This is a genomic window from Acinetobacter sp. YH12255 (genome assembly GCF_013417355.1).
Lineage (GTDB): Bacteria > Pseudomonadota > Gammaproteobacteria > Pseudomonadales > Moraxellaceae > Acinetobacter > Acinetobacter pseudolwoffii.
Map to the genome: position 1 here is coordinate 39,066 of NZ_VPEC01000003.1, position 16,963 is coordinate 56,028.

The window sequence follows — 16,963 nt, forward strand, 5'->3', positions numbered from 1 at the left end:
TATAAAAAAGCCCTCAACAATGAGGGCTTTTTTATCGGTGAATTTTTATTTTTTCTGAAACAGATAGATCTGATATTGCGCCAGCAATTTAAACTGATCCTGCTGTTCAAGTGCCAGACGGCGTTCAGGTTTGGCCTTGTAAGCATACGGCGTCATAGCAATCAGGTTTTTTAAATCTGTCTGTGGCAAAGTCATCGGGGCATCAATCACCTGCTCACTGAGCAGATCAAACTCATCTTGCAGTTGCTCAACAAACTTTTGCGGTTCGTGGGGTTTCACTTCTTCAAAAAGTGCCTCACGCATCGCATATAAATGCTGTGGCGCAGGTGTCACCACCATTAAATAACCTTCAGCTTTTAAAACCCGTAAAATTTCCTGTTTTGGGATCGGACTGAACAGGCTGGTACACATATCAATCGACCCATCCAGCACCGGTAAAGTCGCCCCGGTTCCTACGACCCAGGTGATATTTTTATTGAGCTTGGCCGCGACCTGAACGGCATTTTTGGCAATATCCACCCCGACGCATTGCAGCACTTCAGTCTGCATGGCATCAGTATAGTAGCCTTCACCACAACCAATATCTAAAAGATTTTCAATACACAGCTCTCGCAGCTTCTCCACCACGGCCTGTTGCAAAGGCGCATAATGACCCGCACTCAAAAATGCACGACGTGCCTGGACGGACTCAGGCGTATCCCCAGGATTTTTACTGTGTTTATGTTGCACCACATGCAGGTTCACATAGCCTTGCTTGGCCACATCGTAGCTATGATAATTCTCACATCGCCATGTTCTTTCATTTAAGCTCAACTGCTGGCGACAGACTGGGCACATGAGTAAATTCATCATTCTCTCCAAAACAAAAAAGCCGGCCTGCGCCGACTTTTTTCAATGCATCTCTTAACGCAATTTTAAGGTCATTAGACCCAAAACCACCAGCATAATTGTAATAATCCAGAAACGAATGACGACTTGAGTTTCACGCCAGCCTTTCTTTTCATAATGATGATGCAGCGGTGCCATCAGGAACACGCGTTTATTGCGCATTCTTAATGAACCAATCTGCAAGAATACTGAAATCGCTTCGACCAAGAATACACCCGCCATAATCGCAAAGACGATTTCCTGACGTACCATCACGGCAATCGTCCCCAACATCGCACCCAGCGATAAAGCACCGACATCACCCATAAACACTTGCGCAGGATGGGCGTTGTACCACAGGAATGCCAGACCGGCACCAATCATCGCCGCACAGATCACCACCAGTTCAGAGGAATATTTCACATAGGGAATATGCAGGTAATTGGCAAAACGCACGTCTCCGGCCAGATAAGCAAATACACCCAGACCTGCTGCAACCAGTACAATTGGCATAATCGCCAGACCATCCAGACCATCGGTGAGGTTTACCGCATTGGATGCACCATTGATCACAAAATAAGTGAAAATAATGAAGCCAATCCCCAGTGGAATAGCCGACAGCGGAATCGTCAAATCTTTAAAGAATGGAATCAAAAGATCCAGCATATTCGCGGTATGTACCGGATTGGTCTGCTGCTGTGCAATCACATACAGGGCAATACCGACTCCCAATGCACCGACCGAAGTCCAGAAGAATTTTTTCTTCGCAGGCAGACCGGCATTGTCTTTATAACGGATTTTAATCCAGTCATCCGCCCAACCCACGGCACCGAAGATGACCATCACCGCCAGTACAATCCAGACATAAGGATTTGAAAGATCCGCCCAAAGCAGGGTCGAAATACCGATTGAAAGCAGGATTAGTACCCCACCCATGGTCGGTGTACCCATTTTCTTGGCATGGTTTTCAGGGGCATACGAGCTGACCGCCTGACCATATTTGAGTGCCTGAAGCTTGCGAATCATGATAGGACCCAGCACCAGACCAATGGTCAATGCCGTCAGGACACTGAGCAACGCACGTAAAGTTAAATAACGAACCACCTGAAACGTGCTGTCAAAGCCCGCCAAATGTTCAAAGAGCCATAACAGCATTTAGAGTTTCTCCATCAATGCAGCCATCAATGTTTCCATATGGGTATAACGCGACCCTTTAAACAGAAATGACATCGGCTGAGGTTGATGTGTTTCAATCAAATGAATTAAAAATGACAATGCCTGCTCCTGATTCAGGAAAGCCTGCATTTTCTTGCCATATTGGGTACTACGTGCACCTTCCTGTGCGGCAGGTGCAAATTCACCCACAGCCACCACAAAGTTAATGCCTTTGACCGAGACCAGATCTCGACCCAGCTTATAATGTTCCATCGCAGCCGATGAACCGAGTTCACCGATATCACCGGTCACCATGACCCGAATGCCCTGCTGCTGTGCCAAAACTTCAGCTGCTGCACGCATTGAACCAGGATTGGCATTGTAGGTATCATCAATCAGCAAATACTGTTTGTGTTGAATAAAATTCAAACGGCCTTTGGCACCCACAGCCTGCTCCAGACCGGCCACAATATCATCCAGACCAATCCCGATTGCCAAAGCAAAGGCAGCTGCTGCTGTGGCATTTTCAACATTATGTTCACCGGCAAAGGGCAGCTGAACTGTTTTCGAAGCTTGTGGTGTATGCAGGGTAAAGGTAGAAGATTGCGCATCAAGCACGACATCGCTGGCATACACCTCACCGCCGGCACCAAAACTTAAGCTTTGTTCAGTTTTGACCGCCTGACGAATGGTTTCAGTAAAATCATCTGCGGCAGGAATAATCGAGGTTTCTGTAATATGCGCATAAATTTCAGATTTGGCAGTACAAATGCCATCACGGCCACCGAATTCACCCAAATGCGCAGTGCCGATATTAATGATCCCGGCTACATGCGGCTGTACCATGTTTGAGGTGTAATCAATTTCGCCCTGATGACTGGCACCCAGCTCCATCACTGCATACTGATGTTCGGGACGTAATTCGAGCAACATCACCGGTACGCCGAGGTCATTATTCAGGTTGCCACGCGTGATCAATGTCGGCGCAAGACGAGACAAGATGCTCCCCAGCATTTCCTTGGTGGTGGTCTTGCCACTGCTGCCGGTCAAGGCAATGACTTTGAGCTGAGAATTCTGCTGACGACGGTATGCGCCTAACCGCCCCAGTGCCAAACGGGTATCGTCTACGACAAGCTGGCAGATATCGATATCGAGCGGTCGACTGACGATCGCAATCTGACAGCCGCTTGCTGCTACTTGTGCCACAAAATCATGGGCATCAAAGCGCTCACCTTGCAGCGCAAGGAAAGCATCCCCTTGTTCAGCATCACGCGAATCGGTCAGAATACGTTTGATGGCGTCTGCCGGTTTTTTATTATTGAGCCAATTGCCTTGAGTCGCTTGTTCAAGCTGTTCTGCTGTCCAAGGTGCAAGTGGCACGGTACTGGTTGTTGAGGTATGCATATCTGAATCCTAATACGCTGGATAAGCTGAATCTGTGCTGTGATGCTGGGCATCAATCGCAGCTTGCACTTCGACCACATCATCAAACCAGTGACGTACACCATCAATTTCCTGATAATTTTCGTGACCTTTGCCTGCAATCACTACGATGTCCCCTGCCTGCGCGTGTTTAACGGCAAACTTGATCGCTTCACGACGGTCATGAATTTCATGGTAGCTTTTGCCTAAAAAGTCGATGCCATTTTTCATATCGGCAAAAATTTGTGCCGGATCTTCGGTTCGCGGGTTATCGGAAGTCAAGACCGCAATATCCGAACCTTCTAATGCTGCTTGGGTCATGAGTGGACGCTTGCCGCGGTCACGATCGCCGCCACAGCCAAAGACGGCCCAGAGATTTTGTGAAACATGACGTTTTAAAGTGATGAGAACCTGAGTCAAGGCATCAGGTGTATGCGCATAATCCACTACAAATAGGCGCTCGCCATCACGCAGCACCTGCATCCGGCCTGGTGCACCTTTAAGCTGTGGCACAGTCGCAATCAAGCTGCTTAAATCAAATCCGGCCTGCTCTGCCATGATCAGACTGGCGACCAGATTTTCAATATTAAAATGTCCAAGCAGCGGACTGTTCACAACATATTCAGCAGAAGCCGTTTTCAGCTTAAAGGCCGCACCTGAAATGCTGTATTGAATATCCTGAACCTGATAATCCGCAGCTTGACGGGTTGAATAGGTCAAAATTTCTGGCTGTGAGGGATTGTTGCGCGCTGCATCAATCATGATATGAGCATGCGCATCATCCAGGTTGATGACAGCCACTTTTAAACTTTCAAATTTAAATAAAGCAGATTTGGCTTCTGCATAGGCTTGCAGCGTCCCGTGATAATCCAGATGATCGCGACTTAAATTACTATAGCCCGCAATCTCGATATCACAGCCATTCAAGCGACCTTGCTCCAGACCATGCGAACTGGCTTCAATCGAGGCAAATTTAGCACCGGCTTGAGCATAAACATGTAAAGCATTTTGCAATTGCAAAGCATCGAGCGTGGTATGTGACGAGGCTTCCAGATTTGGTAAAATCCCGTTACCTGTCGTCCCCATCACTGCACAAGCTTTGCTTTGCAACATGAACAATTCCGCAACCAAACGTGAAATCGTGGTTTTACCATTGGTACCAGTCACTGCAAGAATACCTGCAGCCTGAACAGGTTGGCTGGCTTGTAAGTATTGTTTTTGCCACTGTCCCATCAAATGTCGGACATTAGCAACCACCAGATTGGGTGAGATATCCAATTCGATTTCAGAAATCACCGCTAAGGCACCCTGCTCTAAAGCTTTTTGTGCAAATACTGCCGTTTTTTCTGGTTGTGACAGACTGGTCAGGGCAATAAAAATTTGCCCTGCCTTAACTTTACGGCTATCCAGTTCGAAACCCTGAAAGGCTTGGGTCATCCATTCAGCAGTATCCTGAACGGCGTAGAGATCTTTAAATGTAATAGACATTGATCACCTATTTACTGGACTTTGGGAGATTCTAAAGGTTTGTCCAGAGGGACATTTAGCAGACGCAAGGATTCCTGCATCACGCGTGCAAATACCGGTGCCGATACCGTACCGCCGTAATAGGTGCCTTGCGGATTTTCGACCACCACCACCATGGCAATACGCGGATCACTCACGGGCGCTACGCCAGCAAACAAAGCCCGGTATTCATTGGTAGAATAGCCTTTACGATCGGCACGCAGTTTATGCGCAGTACCGGTTTTCCCTGCCACACGATAACCCGGAATTGTCGCGCGCGTGGCGGTACCGCCAGGCAGAGTTGCTACTTCCAGCATAAGCAAGACCTGATCTGCAATATTGGCATCAATCATTTGCTCACCCTGCGGCTGTTCTTCCAGCTTGTACAGGCTCAGCGGCATTCTCACACCCTTATTGGCCAGCATGGCATAGGCATCCGCCATTTGCAGCACAGTAGCATTCAGGCCATAACCATAGGACATGGTTGCCACTTCTGACACATTCCATTTACTTGGTGGCAAGATCAGACCGGCACTTTCACCCGGGAATCTTACTGCTGAGCGTGAGCCAAAACCCAAGCGTTTATAGAAAGTGGGTAGAGTTTCATACGGCAAAGACAAGGCCAGTTTGGCGACACCCACGTTCGAAGATTTCTGGATAATACCGCCCAGTGTTAACTGACCATAGTTATGCGTATCACGAATGGTGTGATTGCCAATTCGCATACTGCCCGGTGTGGTGTTGACCACTGAATTGGCCGTATATTTACCACTTTCCAGGGCCATTGCCACAGTGAAGGGCTTCATGGTCGAACCCGGCTCGAAGGAATCCACTGCACCACGGTTACGCATGGCATCCTTGTTCAGCAGACCATTTTTATCATTCGGGTTATATGATGGCCAAGATGACAAGGCCAGAATTTCCCCGGTTTTCACATCGACCGCAATCGCAGTCGCAGAACGGGCATTATTGGCCACACCTGCCGCAGTCAGTTCACGGTACATAATATATTGCAGACGCGAGTCAATACTCAGGGTGATATTCTCGCCCGGCTCGACTTCTTTAATCACTTCCGGCTCTTTAACCCGGTTGCCTTTTTTATCCCGGATAATCTGCTGCTCACCATCTTCACCTGCCAGACGGGTATTGAGCTGCATTTCCAGACCTTCAATCCCGGTGCCTTCACTATTGGTCAGACCAATAATCTGTGAATTGGGCTGTGGCTGCGGATAATAACGTTTGTAGTTTTTCTCGGTATACACACCTTGAAAATTACGCTTCATGATCAGTTCAGCCTGTTGTGGCGGAACTTCTTTTTTCAGGATCAGATAACGAGAACGCGGGCGTTCTTGCATTTTTTTGCGTAGTTCTGCCCGATCCATACCGACTGCATCGGCCAGTTCATCCAGATTCAGGTTTTTATCCGGCAACTGGCGTTTCAACTTGCGGCTATCTGGCTCTTTTTCCAGTGCCAGTATGGTCTCGTCATAGAGTTTTTTATTGTCAAAATAGTCACGTGGATCAATCACGATTTTCATGATCGGCGTACTGATCGCCAGCGGCACCCCATTACGGTCATAAATCACGCCACGCATGGCCTTGATGGTATTGGTTCTTAAAATATTGGCATTGGCTTTATTTTGCAAAAAATCCTTATTGATAATCTGCACATAGAAGGCACGGCAAATCAGTGTAATAAAACACAGCAACACCACCGCCCACATGATATAGAAACGATTGATATACACATTTGAGGCGTTTTTGTCGGTAACTGATTGTTTTTTACGTACCGCTTGCTTCTTTCTTTTGTCTATCATGTCCGAGCGCTAGCCTTATTTTTTCTCATCTGAAGTTTGTGGTAAAGAAATGACGACACTTTGTGAAACCGGGGGAGAATACATGCGCAGCTGGGTAACAGCACGTGTGCCAATCTGCGCAGTTGCACCAAAAGTTTGCTGTTCAATTAACAAACGACCCCAATCTGCATTCAGGTCATCACGCTCACGCAGATAAGTGCTCAATTTTCTGGTGTCCTGACGATATTCAAACACCTGAAATACCACAAAGACTGCACTGATGAAGACCATCAGTATCAAAACGAGATAGATGCAGGCTTGTTTAAGCCACAACTTTTCTGTTTTTTTATCAACCACTTCAGTTTTCATGATGTGCCTATTAAGCTAAACGTTCTGCGACCCGGAGCCATGCACTACGTGAACGAGGATTGGCTTTGACTTCTTCGTCACTGGCTTTTACGCGGGATACCTTCTTTAAACGTCGTGTATCTTTTTGCTGCCCCGGCATTCCCCAGCCAAAATCTTCGTCTAATGTAGATTCTTTTTGAATAAATTGTTTGATCAAACGGTCTTCCAGAGAGTGAAAGCTAATTACGGCCAAACGTGCCTCAGGTTTTAAAACCTCAACTGCTTGAGGCAAGAAGATTTCAATATCTTCTAATTCTTTATTAATAGCAATACGAATCGCCTGGAAAGTACGCGTCGCAGCATGCTTATTTTTTTCCCATTTTGGATGCGCGACTTTCACAATTTCCGCAAGTTGAGCCGTGGTCTCAATCTGCCCTGCCGCCTTGATGGCTTTGGCAATCCGGCGACTATAACGCTCTTCACCGTATTTAAAAATGATATTGGCCAGTGCTTCTTCTTCAATTTCAAGCAGCCATTCTGCTGCAGTTGGACCTTGAGAATTGTCCATGCGCATGTCTAGCGGGCCATCTTTCATAAAACTGAAACCACGTTCGGCCTGATCCAGCTGCGGCGAAGACACGCCTAAATCTGCCATCACCCCATCCACGGTCTCAATCCCAAGCTCAGCCAGTGCGTCTTTCAGATCGGCAAAGCTGGCATGAATAATTTTAAAACGTGGATCCTCTTGTTCTAAGATTGCTGCCGTCTCTAGGGCCTGAGGATCTTTATCAAAGCCATACACACGTGCATGTTCATCTAATTTTGATAACAATAAACGGGTATGTCCGCCACGACCAAAAGTACCGTCTACATAAATTCCCGTATTGCGACCTGCCAACAAGGCATCAATCGTTTCGTGAAGTAATACAGAAATATGTGACATAAAAACTCAATCAATAGGGCGAAAAATTTAACTGCACATTATCACCCTGTTTCAGCAAAGCTCCAAACGACTTTTTGTAGATAAATATTACTTTCCATAGAGAAAACCGTTTTTATTTGAGTGTCGTCAATAAAAAAGCCTCCGCAAGGGAGGCCTGTTTATCTGTAATTCGTCTTCAAATCAGCAGATTAACGTTTTGAGTTATAGATCTGATCAAAAATCGCGCCATTCACAAAATGGGTTTTCTGTGCATTGGCCCAGCCACCAAACACTTCATCAATGGTAAAGGTTTTGATTTTCGGGAATTGTGCTGAATATTTGGCTAATACTTTCTCATTGCGCGGACGGTAGAAATGTTTGGCTGCCATTTCCTGACCCAATGGGGAGTACAGGTAGTTGATATAACCTGTTGCCAACCATTTATTGCCATTTTTATCCACGGTACGATCGACAATGGCCACCGATGGCTCGGTCAAAATCGTAATTGACGGATAAATAATATCAAACTTGTCTTTACCCAAAGTCTTTTGGGTAACCAGTGCTTCATTTTCCCAAGTCAGCAATACATCACCAATGCCACGCTCAGCAAACGTGGTCATCGAAGCACGTGCTGCTGAGTCCATCACTTTGACATTTTTATAGAGTTTACCGACAAAGTCCTGTGCTTTGGCTTTATTACCCCCCGGCTGTTTCTCGGCATAGCCCCAGGCAGACAGGTATACCCAACGTGGCAAACCACCGGTTTTCGGGTTGGGGGTAATAATTTCTACGCCTGGCTTGGTCAGATCACTCCAGTCCTTGATGCCCTTCGGATTGCCCTTGCGCACCATAAACACGATGGTTGAGGTATAAGGTGCAGAATTATGCGGAAACTCTTTTTGCCAGCCGGGTTGAATCTGACCAGATTTCATGATTTCTTCGATGTCATTGGCCAGCGCCAAAGTCACCACATCGCCTTTTAGGCCATCGACCACCGAACGTGCCTGCTTGCCCGAACCACCATGTGACTGTTTAAAGTTCACATCCAGACCGGTCCGGTTTTTCCAGTAAGCACCAAATGATTTATTGAATTCATCATAGAATTCACGGGTTGCATCATAAGACACGTTTAGAAATTGACGATCAGCCGCCTGTGAGACAGTCGCTGTCAAGCCTAGACCTGTAGCCAATAAGGCAACGCTAAATAAGGATTTTAATTGATTTTTCATGAGCGCACGGGAGTTTATCTTGTATAGATATAACTATATGAAATAAAATCATTTATCGCAATTCAACCTACAACATCACAACACGATATAATCAAAGGTTTTTTGCTCTTAATCATCTGTTTTTAAAAACAAAATATAGCCAGTCATTTCACTTATTTCGAATATATAGAATTTTATGCATTAAATATAAAAAAAACGGATAACGCTTTATCCGTTTTCTTCATTCAATTTAGATTCAAGCTTGTTATCGCTTTTCATTATAAATCTGGTCATAAATCGCCCCATTCACAAAATGGGTTTTTTGCGCTTTTTCCCAACCACCAAAGACTTTATCAATGGTAAAGGTTTGAATTTTCGGAAATTGGGCGGAATATTTGGCAGCCACTTTAGCATCGCGTGGACGGAAGAAATATTTCGCAGCCAACTCCTGCCCTTTCGGGGAATACAGATAATTCAAATAGCCTTTCGCCAGATTGGCATTGCCATTTTTATTCACATTTTTATCAACGATCGCCACCGATGGCTCGGCCAGAATTGAAATAGAGGGATAGATGATATCGTACTTGTCCTTACCTAGACCTTGCGTTGCCAGCAAGGCTTCATTTTCCCAAGATAATAGTACATCGCCAATACCGCGCTCGGCAAAAGTCGTCAGTGAACCACGGGCACCGGAATCCAACACTTTGACATTTTGATAAAGCTTTTTGACCAGATCTCGGGCTTTGGCATCATTGCCACCGGGCTGTTTCAGCGCATAGCCCCAAGCAGACAGATAGATCCAACGTGGCGCTCCACCAGTTTTCGGGTTAGGCGTAATAATCTCGACACCCGGTTTGGTCAGATCATTCCTGTCCTTGATTTGCTTGGGATTAGCCTTACGCACCAAAAAAACGATTGTCGATGTATACGGTGCTGAATTATTTGAAAACTCTTTTTGCCAGCCTTTCTCGATTAAACCGGCATTGACGATTTCCTCAATGTCATTGGCCAAAGCCAAAGTCACCACATCGGCCTGCAAACCATCGACGACCGAACGTGCCTGCTTGCCTGAACCGCCATGTGACTGTTTAAAATTGATTGTCTGTCCGGTTTCCTGCTTCCAGAACTGGCCAAACTCCTGATTATATTCTTGGTAAAATTCACGGGTCGGATCATAGGAGACATTCAGGAAATCTTTGGCCATTACATTTTGCATGGTGGTTGCAGTAAATATTGTCAAGATTGCGGTTGCTATTATTTTTTTCATGTTATGTGACTCATTATTGAGATAACCACACTGTATAAATAAAAAATAAATATAACAATCATGTATTTATAATAATATTGATGATCTATTTCTGATTTTGAGATATCTGCTAACAATTAAACCTGGATACATATTCTGCTAAAAAATTAATCTCCTGCTACAATATAAGACAGTTCTTCACGTTCTCTTCACAGTTGTCTGTTAAAAATAGGCCGCCAAAAGAGAGAATTACGATTTTTAGTAATTTTCCATAGATATTATATTAATTTTTTGTAAAAAATGTGACTTGGTTCTACTTCTTTATAATCAACTGTGATTAAATTGTAGACGGAGTATTAAAAAAACATTTTTAACAGAATAAAACCAACCAGAAGCAAGGAGGAAGTTTGGATATGAAATTTAAATTATTCACAGCTAGCATCCTAAGTCTGATCATGCTGTTTTCGATTCAACTGGGTCATGCCGTCGTTGTGAAGACAGATTTGCAGAAGGCCTCAGTCACTACTGTTGAAAGCAAGACATCGCCGATTGAAAAAGCAATTCAACAACAAAAAAGCGAAAAAACCCTGCATACAGACGATAATCTTAAAGTCTTAACTGCGCTGAAAGTCGCACCTTCACAAAATTTCTTTGCAGCACAAAATTATTGCTTTACCCGCTTCGTACAAAGCATATTTTCTAGCGATCATTCTTAATCAGTTTTAACCAACTCGAATAACAGCAGGATTTAAAGCCACATCACTGAATGTTGAATAAAGCATTAAGTGATGTGGCTTTTTCGCTATAATAGAACCAAATTTATATTCTAGATTATATCCGGCTATGACTGTTCGTACTCGTATTGCACCTTCTCCTACAGGTTTTCCTCATGTAGGTACTGCCTATATTGCCTTGTTTAACTTATGTTTTGCTAAACAGCATGGGGGTGAATTCATCCTTCGTATTGAAGATACCGACCAACTGCGCTCAACACCTGAATCTGAAAAAATGATCCTGGATTCATTGCGCTGGCTCGGTCTCAACTGGTCTGAAGGTCCAGATGTGGGTGGCCCACATGCACCGTACCGCCAGTCAGAACGCATGGATATTTATAAAAACTATGCGCTGGAACTGGTTGAAAAAGGTCATGCCTTCTACTGTTTCGCTACTGCCGAAGAACTGGATCAAATGCGTGCTGAACAGCAAGCACGTGGTGAATCTCCACGTTATGACGGTCGAGGCTTAAACCTTTCTCAAGAAGAGGTCGAGCGTCGTTTGGCTGCTGGCGAAGCACATGTGATTCGCATGAAAGTACCGACTGAAGGTATTTGTAAATTTAATGACATGCTGCGTGGTGAAGTCGAGATTCCATGGGCGCAGGTCGACATGCAGATTCTGCTGAAAACTGACGGCTTGCCAACTTATCATTTGGCCAACGTGGTGGATGACCATTTAATGCAAATCACGCATGTGATTCGTGGTGAAGAATGGATTCCGTCTGCACCGAAGCATCAGTTGCTGTACCAGTATTTCGGTTGGGAGATGCCGGTACTGTGTCACATGCCACTGCTACGCAACCCGGACAAATCAAAATTGTCTAAGCGTAAAAACCCAACTTCAATCAACTATTACAAAGATATCGGTGTACTGCCTGAAGCCTTGTTGAACTACTTGGGTCGTATGGGCTGGTCAATGCCAGATGAAAGTGAAAAATTCACATTGGCAGAAATGATTGAACATTTTGATATCAAACGCGTATCACTCGGTGGTCCAATCTTTGATGTTGAAAAACTCAACTGGCTCAATGGTCAATGGATCAAAGCCCTTTCTCCTGCTGAATTGCTCGATACGCTGCTGGCATGGAAAGCAGACCGTGCCAAATTAGAAGAAATTGCAGCTGCGATTCAACCACGTATCAACTTGCTGTCTGAAGCAGTGAACTGGTCTGCGCATTACTTCAACCACTTCCCGACACTGACTCAGGAGCAGTTTGTCAGCAAAAAACTGTCTGACGAACAGGTACGTCAGAGCTTGCAGTTTGCCATTTGGCGTTTAGAAAGCCTGTTCACCTGGAACAACGACACGGTCAGCCAAACCTTGATGGATTTGGCAGCACAAATGGAAATTAAACTGCGTGACTTCATGCCGGCCTTTTTTATTGCCATTGCCGGTTCAACTGCGTCTACCCCGGTGATGCAGACTATGGTCACCATTGGCCCTGATTTGACCTTCGCACGTTTACGTCATGCGCTGGAAATTGTCGGTGGCCCAAGCAAAAAAGAGCTGAAAGTCTGGGAAAAACTCAATGAAAGCTTAAAATTGCCGAAAAATGAAGCGGTTGATCAAGCTTAATTAATTTTTTTGTTGACGTGTGAGCGCGATATCCCTAATATAGCGCTCACACAGACTGGGGTCATAGCTCAGTTGGTAGAGCGCTACAATGGCATTGTAGAGGTCAGGAGTTCGATCCTCCTTGACTCCACCAAATCAAGTCTTGCTTTAGCTGTGTAACGCCTCAATTGTCCCTATCGTCTAGAGGCCTAGGACATCGCCCTTTCACGGCGGTAACCGGGGTTCGAATCCCCGTAGGGACGCCATATTCAAGATTACTTTTGAAGTGGTCTTTTAAAAAACCCAAGCATTATGACTTGGGTTTTTTATTGCCTGTATATTTTATGTTGGGCAATATTTCGGTTTCTTCGCATCTTCCGATAAAATAATCAGTAATTTAGAATTTTGGAGTTGTAATGCAATATCGTTGCCCTAAGTGTCAAAGCCCGAAAATCATGCCGGTGGCCCAGCCAGGTCAAGCAGCTCCACGTCCGGTGGTTCCTAAAAGCCTGATGTTTCTGGTGCCCGCCCTGTTCCTATTATTATTGCTGGTGATCATCAGTATCGCGATGTGGATCTTTGGTGATGGTGCAGGTACAACTTTACAGACTGCAACCGTCATCGTCTTTATTCTTTCTTTGATTGCAGGCTTTATATTCTATAAAGATTTGCCTGATTTTAAAATTTCCATGCAGGCCTTCATGCAGACCCAAAAGAAATGGAAATGTCGCGAATGTAATCATGAGTGGGAAATCTAAGTCATTACCCACCACCCTATAAGCACAAAAACCAGCCCGAAGGCTGGTTTTTTATTTTAAAATCAGGGATTAAACACCAATTTTACGGTATTTTTGACGCTTCGCAACCAGATCATCACCATCACGCTTACGGCGATATTCTTCAAACTCAGCATAGTTACCAGTGAAGAATTCAGGTGTTTCGCCTTCAAATGACAAAATGTGCGTTGCAATACGGTCCAGGAACCAACGGTCATGCGAGATCACCATCACAGTACCCGGGAACACCAGAATGGCATCCTCAAGCGCACGTAAGGTTTCGATATCCAGGTCGTTTGACGGTTCATCGAGCAAGATTACGTTTGCGCCCATTTGCAGGATTTTCGCCAGTTGTAAACGGTTACGCTCACCACCTGACAATTGACCGACACGTTTTTGCTGATCCTGGCCTTTAAAGTTAAAGCGACCGATATATGCACGAGATGCAATTTCGTATTCGCCAATCTTCAAGATGTCTAAACCACCAGAAACTTCTTCCCAAACGGTTTTGTTGTCATCAAGCGTGTCACGAATCTGACCCACATAAGCCACTTTCACCGACTCACCCAGTACCACAGAACCGGTATCCGGTTGTTGCTCACCGGTCATCATACGGAACAGTGTGGTTTTACCTGCACCGTTCTCACCGACGATACCCACGATCGCAGCAGGCGGTACAACGAATGATAAATCTTTATACAGGGTACGATCACCAAACGATTTGCTGATGCCTTCAACTTCTACAACCTTGTTGCCTAGACGTGGACCAGGTGGAATGTAGATTTCAGAGGTTTCGTTACGCTGTTGGAATTCACGCGAGTTAAGCTCTTCAAAACGCTCCATACGCGCTTTGTTTTTCTTTTGCTGGCCTTTGGCATTTGAGCGAACCCATTCAAGTTCTTTTTTCAATGCTTTGGCAAAAGATTCTTCTTGCTTGTTCTCTTGCTCTAGACGCGCATTTTTCTGTTCTAACCAAGAAGAGTAGTTGCCTTGGTATGGAATACCCATGCCACGGTCAAGCTCAAGAATCCACTCAGCCACGTTATCCAGGAAATAACGGTCGTGCGTAATCGCAACGATGGTGCCCGGGAAGTCTTTCAAGAAACGTTCTAACCAGGCAACAGATGATGCATCTAAATGGTTCGTCGGTTCATCAAGAAGCAACATGTCTGGCTTAGACAAGAGCAAACGGCACAGTGCCACACGGCGGCGTTCACCACCTGAAAGCAGTTTAACATCGGCATCCCAAGCTGGAAGGTTCAGTGCAGCAGCTGCCTGATCCATCTGATTGGCAAGGTTATGTGCATCCCATGCATGGATAATGGCTTCGAGCTTTTCCTGCTCTTTTGCAAGTGCATCAAAGTCAGCATCTTCTGCTGCATATTCTGCAAATACTTCGTCAAGACGTGCCAAAGCATCCAGCGGTTCACGCAGACCATCTTCAACGTTGCCACGCACGTCTTTAGTTTCATCTAAAGGCGGCTCTTGCTCGAGATAACCGATTTTAGTACCTGGTTGTGCACGTGCTTCACCAGAGAAATCTTTATCTACGCCCGCCATAATACGAAGCAAAGTCGATTTACCTGCACCGTTTAGACCAAGCACACCAATTTTTGCGCCCGGGAAAAATGATAAGGAGATATCTTTCAGGATTTCGCGTTTCGGCGGCACCATCTTAGACACTCGGTTCATCGTATAAATATATTGGGCCACGTAGGACTCCTCAACTGAAAAACCAAATGGGGTTAAAACAACCACCCCAGCTCAAAAAAGAGCGAAAAAATAATCGGCTATTATACGCAGAAAGCTGCGAAAACATAAGCCATTGCCATGAACTTCAATGCATTGTTACAAGTTTATTTATGGTGATTTTTCAAACAGCTGATTTAAGTCAAATAAGTGCGTCGAATCCCAATTTATATATGATTATTTCATCTATCTATTTCAGTAAAATTGCACTTTTACTTATATATGAAAATGTTACACTCAAGTCATAAACTTAAACACAAGAAGATCAGTCATAATGAGTTATAAAGCAGAAACCCTTGCGATTCATGCAGGTTATAGCCCTGAAGCCACCACCAAAGCAGTAGCAGTGCCAATTTACCAAACCACATCTTATGCCTTTGACAATACTCAACATGGGGCCGATTTGTTCGATTTAAAGGTACAGGGCAATATCTATACCCGGATCATGAACCCGACCACGGCGGTGTTAGAGCAACGTATTGCCGCACTTGAAGGCGGGATTGGCGCACTTGCTTTAGCGTCTGGTATGGCTGCAATTACCTATGCGATTCAGACCATTGCTGAAGCCGGTGACAATATTGCATCCGTATCTACGCTCTATGGCGGCACCTATAACCTGTTCGCACACACCCTGCCGAAGCAAGGTATTGACGTGCGTTTCTTTGATTATGAAAAACCGGAAAGCTTGCGTAGTTTAATTGATGACAAGACCAAACTGGTCTTTGTGGAATCCATTGGTAATCCACTGGGTAATATTATTGATCTGGAAGAGATTGCAAAAATCGCGCATGAGTACGGTGTGCCCGTGATTGTTGACAATACGGTGGCAACGCCAGTGCTACAAAAATCTTTTGATTTTGGTGCCGACATTATCGTGCATTCATTGACCAAATATATCGGCGGTCATGGCAATTCGATTGGTGGCATCATTGTCGATAGCGGTAAATTCCCGTGGGGTAAATATCCTGAACGCTTTCCCGCGCTGAATACCCCCGATCCAAGTTATCATGGCGTAAACTATGTCGAAGTTCTCGGTGAAGCAGCTTATATCGCTCGAGCGCGTGTGGTGCCACTACGCAATACTGGGGCCGCGATCAGCCCGCAAAATGTATTTCTGATCCTGCAAGGTTTGGAAACTTTAAGTCTGCGTATGGAGCGTCATACTGAAAATGCGCTTAAAATTGCGGAATATTTACAGCAGCATCCTAAAGTAAAATGGGTCAATTACGCTGGTCTGAAAGATCATCCACAACATGCCTTGGCACAAAAATATGTGAAAGGTAAACCGTCTGCAATTCTGACCTTTGGTGTAGAGCATGGTCTTGAAGGCGGCACACGTTTTATTGATGCGCTGCAACTGTTTACCCGTCTGGTTAATATCGGCGATGCCAAAAGTCTGGCCTGCCATCCGGCGACCACCACACATCGCCAACTCAATGCCGAGGAGTTAAAATCAGCAGGTGTCAGTGAAGATATGGTGCGACTCTCGATTGGGATTGAACATATTGATGACCTGATCGCGGATCTGGAACAGGCGCTAGCGACCGTTTAAAGGCGTGTTTCATCTGACTCAAAACTCCACCCTTTCTGGTGGAGTTTTTTTTATTTATATTCTAAAACAGCCACTTGCTTTGCTT

Annotated in this window: 14 protein-coding genes and 2 tRNA genes; 6 read left to right on the forward strand and 10 right to left on the reverse strand. The window is 45.2% G+C overall.

The annotated features are described in order from the left end of the window. Nucleotides 1-45 precede the first annotated feature (45 nt). The 9 genes from FTV30_RS02025 to FTV30_RS02065 form a co-directional block, all read right to left on the reverse strand. Entirely contained in the window at nt 46-849 is an 804-nt protein-coding gene (locus FTV30_RS02025) for a putative RNA methyltransferase (protein ID WP_100357757.1), read from the reverse strand. Between the two features lie 54 nt (nt 850-903). Next, entirely contained in the window at nt 904-2,022 is a 1,119-nt protein-coding gene (gene mraY, locus FTV30_RS02030; RefSeq protein ID WP_005094334.1) for a phospho-N-acetylmuramoyl-pentapeptide-transferase, read from the reverse strand. Further along, nucleotides 2,023-3,426, reverse strand: coding sequence for a UDP-N-acetylmuramoyl-tripeptide--D-alanyl-D-alanine ligase (gene murF, locus FTV30_RS02035; RefSeq protein ID WP_180000929.1), 1,404 nt, complete (start codon nt 3,424-3,426; stop codon nt 2,023-2,025). 9 nt (nt 3,427-3,435) lie between these two features. Then, nucleotides 3,436-4,932, reverse strand: a complete 1,497-nt coding sequence (locus FTV30_RS02040) for a UDP-N-acetylmuramoyl-L-alanyl-D-glutamate--2,6-diaminopimelate ligase (RefSeq protein ID WP_180000930.1) — start codon at nt 4,930-4,932, stop codon at nt 3,436-3,438. A gap of 11 nt (nt 4,933-4,943) precedes the next feature. Further along, on the reverse strand, nt 4,944-6,767 hold the full coding sequence (gene ftsI, locus FTV30_RS02045; protein WP_074383637.1) for a penicillin-binding protein PBP3: 1,824 nt from the start codon (nt 6,765-6,767) through the stop codon (nt 4,944-4,946). A gap of 15 nt (nt 6,768-6,782) precedes the next feature. Further along, nucleotides 6,783-7,115, reverse strand: a complete 333-nt coding sequence (ftsL, locus tag FTV30_RS02050; RefSeq protein ID WP_005094344.1) for a cell division protein FtsL — start codon at nt 7,113-7,115, stop codon at nt 6,783-6,785. A 10-nt stretch (nt 7,116-7,125) separates the two neighbouring features. Then, nucleotides 7,126-8,037, reverse strand: a complete 912-nt coding sequence (gene rsmH, locus FTV30_RS02055) for a 16S rRNA (cytosine(1402)-N(4))-methyltransferase RsmH (protein WP_005094346.1) — start codon at nt 8,035-8,037, stop codon at nt 7,126-7,128. A gap of 188 nt (nt 8,038-8,225) precedes the next feature. After that, entirely contained in the window at nt 8,226-9,245 is a 1,020-nt protein-coding gene (locus FTV30_RS02060; RefSeq protein ID WP_180000931.1) for a sulfate ABC transporter substrate-binding protein, read from the reverse strand. Between the two features lie 244 nt (nt 9,246-9,489). Then, on the reverse strand, nt 9,490-10,491 hold the full coding sequence (locus FTV30_RS02065; RefSeq protein ID WP_180000932.1) for a sulfate ABC transporter substrate-binding protein: 1,002 nt from the start codon (nt 10,489-10,491) through the stop codon (nt 9,490-9,492). A 392-nt stretch (nt 10,492-10,883) separates the two neighbouring features. Between FTV30_RS02065 and FTV30_RS02070 the strand changes: the two genes are divergently transcribed. From FTV30_RS02070 to FTV30_RS02090, 5 genes are all read left to right on the forward strand, one after another. Continuing rightward, nucleotides 10,884-11,186 (forward strand): hypothetical protein, encoded by a 303-nt coding sequence (locus FTV30_RS02070; protein ID WP_180000933.1) that lies wholly within the window; start codon nt 10,884-10,886, stop codon nt 11,184-11,186. 127 nt (nt 11,187-11,313) lie between these two features. Next, nucleotides 11,314-12,822 (forward strand): glutamate--tRNA ligase, encoded by a 1,509-nt coding sequence (gene gltX / locus FTV30_RS02075; protein WP_005168912.1) that lies wholly within the window; start codon nt 11,314-11,316, stop codon nt 12,820-12,822. 57 nt (nt 12,823-12,879) lie between these two features. Then, nucleotides 12,880-12,955: transfer RNA gene (locus FTV30_RS02080), tRNA-Ala, on the forward strand. A gap of 36 nt (nt 12,956-12,991) precedes the next feature. After that, nucleotides 12,992-13,067: transfer RNA gene (locus FTV30_RS02085), tRNA-Glu, on the forward strand. 150 nt (nt 13,068-13,217) lie between these two features. Then, the gene (locus FTV30_RS02090) at nt 13,218-13,559 is read left to right on the forward strand and encodes a hypothetical protein (RefSeq protein ID WP_074383638.1); all 342 of its coding nucleotides are present in this window, start codon (nt 13,218-13,220) and stop codon (nt 13,557-13,559) included. A gap of 69 nt (nt 13,560-13,628) precedes the next feature. On the opposite strand, the gene ettA is transcribed toward FTV30_RS02090, so the two are convergent. Further along, nucleotides 13,629-15,290, reverse strand: a complete 1,662-nt coding sequence (gene ettA / locus FTV30_RS02095) for an energy-dependent translational throttle protein EttA (RefSeq protein ID WP_005168915.1) — start codon at nt 15,288-15,290, stop codon at nt 13,629-13,631. A 310-nt stretch (nt 15,291-15,600) separates the two neighbouring features. Between ettA and FTV30_RS02100 the strand changes: the two genes are divergently transcribed. Further along, entirely contained in the window at nt 15,601-16,878 is a 1,278-nt protein-coding gene (locus tag FTV30_RS02100) for an O-acetylhomoserine aminocarboxypropyltransferase/cysteine synthase family protein (RefSeq protein WP_074383639.1), read from the forward strand. Nucleotides 16,879-16,963 lie beyond the last annotated feature (85 nt).

Bases quoted from the DNA above. Each gene is read 5' to 3' on its own strand.
- FTV30_RS02025 (WP_100357757.1), bottom strand. From the start codon at position 849: ATGAATTTACTCATGTGCCCAGTCTGTCGCCAGCAGTTGAGCTTAAAT.
- mraY (WP_005094334.1), bottom strand. From the start codon at position 2,022: ATGCTGTTATGGCTCTTTGAACATTTGGCGGGCTTTGACAGCACGTTT.
- murF (WP_180000929.1), bottom strand. From the start codon at position 3,426: ATGCATACCTCAACAACCAGTACCGTGCCACTTGCACCTTGGACAGCA.
- FTV30_RS02040 (WP_180000930.1), bottom strand. From the start codon at position 4,932: ATGTCTATTACATTTAAAGATCTCTACGCCGTTCAGGATACTGCTGAA.
- ftsI (WP_074383637.1), bottom strand. From the start codon at position 6,767: ATGATAGACAAAAGAAAGAAGCAAGCGGTACGTAAAAAACAATCAGTT.
- ftsL (WP_005094344.1), bottom strand. From the start codon at position 7,115: ATGAAAACTGAAGTGGTTGATAAAAAAACAGAAAAGTTGTGGCTTAAA.
- rsmH (WP_005094346.1), bottom strand. From the start codon at position 8,037: ATGTCACATATTTCTGTATTACTTCACGAAACGATTGATGCCTTGTTG.
- FTV30_RS02060 (WP_180000931.1), bottom strand. From the start codon at position 9,245: ATGAAAAATCAATTAAAATCCTTATTTAGCGTTGCCTTATTGGCTACA.
- FTV30_RS02065 (WP_180000932.1), bottom strand. From the start codon at position 10,491: ATGAAAAAAATAATAGCAACCGCAATCTTGACAATATTTACTGCAACC.
- FTV30_RS02070 (WP_180000933.1), top strand. From the start codon at position 10,884: ATGAAATTTAAATTATTCACAGCTAGCATCCTAAGTCTGATCATGCTG.
- gltX (WP_005168912.1), top strand. From the start codon at position 11,314: ATGACTGTTCGTACTCGTATTGCACCTTCTCCTACAGGTTTTCCTCAT.
- FTV30_RS02090 (WP_074383638.1), top strand. From the start codon at position 13,218: ATGCAATATCGTTGCCCTAAGTGTCAAAGCCCGAAAATCATGCCGGTG.
- FTV30_RS02100 (WP_074383639.1), top strand. From the start codon at position 15,601: ATGAGTTATAAAGCAGAAACCCTTGCGATTCATGCAGGTTATAGCCCT.